Below are 1,898 nucleotides of genomic sequence, written 5' to 3'. Positions count from 1 at the left end.
GCGGGGGGCGGCACGGGCCGGCGCCGGCGGCCGTGCAGCAGGGCCCGGCCCAGCCGCAGCGCCTGCCGGGGCGACAGGTGCGGCAGGTAGGCCTGCGACACCGCACGGGCGATCCGGGGCAGCTCCGCGTTGTCCAGGTGCACCAGCCACAGCGGGCGGTGCTGCGGCTGGAACTTCGCCTTGAACGACAGCAGGGACCGGAAGCCGTACACCGGCTCCATCAGCCGCCCGGTGGCCTCCAGCAGCCTGGCCAGGCCGTCGTCGGCGGTCCCGTCGGGGAAGGCCAGCGGCGCCCCGGAGAGGCTGACGAACTCCGCCCCCTCCGCCTGGAAGGCCAGAGCCGCGGTGCCCACCAGGAACTCCATGGTGCCGGGCGGGCAGCCGGGGCTGCGGCGCATCAGGTCCAGCGTCCAGCCCACCCGGACGCCGTCCCGGGCGGCCGGCAGCCAGCTGGTGATGCCGTGCACGTGGCCGTCGGGGCCGACCGAGAGCAGGCAGCGGACGGCGGGGTCGTCCAGCTCGTCCAGCCCGCCCAGGGTGAACCCCATCTCGGGCAGCCCCTTGCCGGCCAGCCACTCCTCCGAGGACAGCGCGACCTGCTCGCGCAGCGCCAGCGGCGCGTCGGCCCAGGTCACCCAGACCGCCTGCACGCCGTCCCGGGCGGCCCGGTTGATCGCCGTCCGGACGTCCTGCCACTTCTTGCCGCTGTAGGCCAGCGACCCCAGCGGCAGCCACGTCTCGCTGGCCACCTGCAGCCGGCGGGCGCCGGGCAGCGCCTCGGCGACGGCGTCGGTGACGGAGTACCAGCACGGGGTCCAGCCGCGGGCCTGGCACCAGGCGGTGAACTCCGGCACGGCCCGCGCCCGGGCAGCGGGCGGGCCGACCGGGTCACCGGTGGTCAGGGCCACGCCCCCGACGACGCGGAAGGCGACCACGGCCTGCCCGTCGTCGGTGAACCACCAGCGGTTGCCCACCCAGGTGGTCATGAACGACAGGGCCGTGTCGCCGTGCCGGTCCACCAGGGCGCGCGCCCGGGCGGCGTCCCCGCTGGGCACGGCCGGCCGCACGACCACCCAGGCCGAGCCGACGAGCACCGCCCAGCAGGCGACACCGGTCCAGTCGGCCAGCACCCGAGCCGCACCGCGCAGCGGCGCGAGCTGGGGCAGCACCTCGCCCAGCCACCCCGGGGGCAGCATCCGGGCGGGGAGGTCCAGCAGCAGCCGGGTCAGCGTGGGCGGGGTGGCCCACTCCCCGCGCAGCAGCAGGCCCAGGCCGAGGTGCACGACGAGCACGGCGGCCAGCCCGCCACCGGCCAGCGCGGCCCAGCGGCGGGCGGTGCCCGGGGCGGCGGGGACGGCGAAGCGGCTGCGGGTGGCCAGCAGCAGCACCAGCAGAGCCAGCGGTGCGACCAGTGGCGCCCAGACGGCGACCACCGGCAGCCCGGCGCGCGGGGTGCCCAGCACGGTGAGGGCATCGCCCGGCCGGGTCAGCACCGCCACCACGACCGCCCCGCCGACCGCGGTGAGGGCGGCGGTGAACAGCACGGCGCCCACCCAGGCGGCCCGGCGGCCGCGGCGCAGGCCCTCGGCCAGCACCAGCTGCAGCAGCACCGGCAGCGCCGACAGCAGCGTCGGGCCCAGGCCGACCAGGTGGGCGCGGCCGGTCAGCACCCGGCAGTCGGCGGCGTCGCCGGTCGTGTCGCAGACCTGGCGGACCAGACCGCTGTCGGGCGACCCGGCGACGAACAGGTGCGACAGCACCGACCACGGCCCGCTCGACGTGCGGGCCAGCGCGGCCAGCAGCGGCCCGACCGCGGCGGCGGCGACCACGAGCGCCACCAGCGCGCGGGATTCCCGCCGGCTGACCGGGGCGTGCTCGCGGCGGCGGCCGCGTGCCCG

The 1,898-nt window shown here is 78.3% G+C and carries 1 protein-coding gene; it reads right to left on the bottom strand.

Annotation, left to right across the window (positions count from 1 at the left end; translation table 11 throughout):
- Positions 1–1,898: bifunctional lysylphosphatidylglycerol flippase/synthetase MprF (locus NH342_RS22820; RefSeq protein WP_253018636.1), on the bottom strand; the 1,898-nt coding region annotated here is incomplete at both ends.

The sequence above is a fragment of the Klenkia sp. PcliD-1-E genome (assembly GCF_024124375.1).
In the GTDB taxonomy this organism is placed as follows: domain Bacteria; phylum Actinomycetota; class Actinomycetes; order Mycobacteriales; family Geodermatophilaceae; genus Klenkia.
This window is presented reverse-complemented; position numbering and strand designations above follow the sequence as displayed.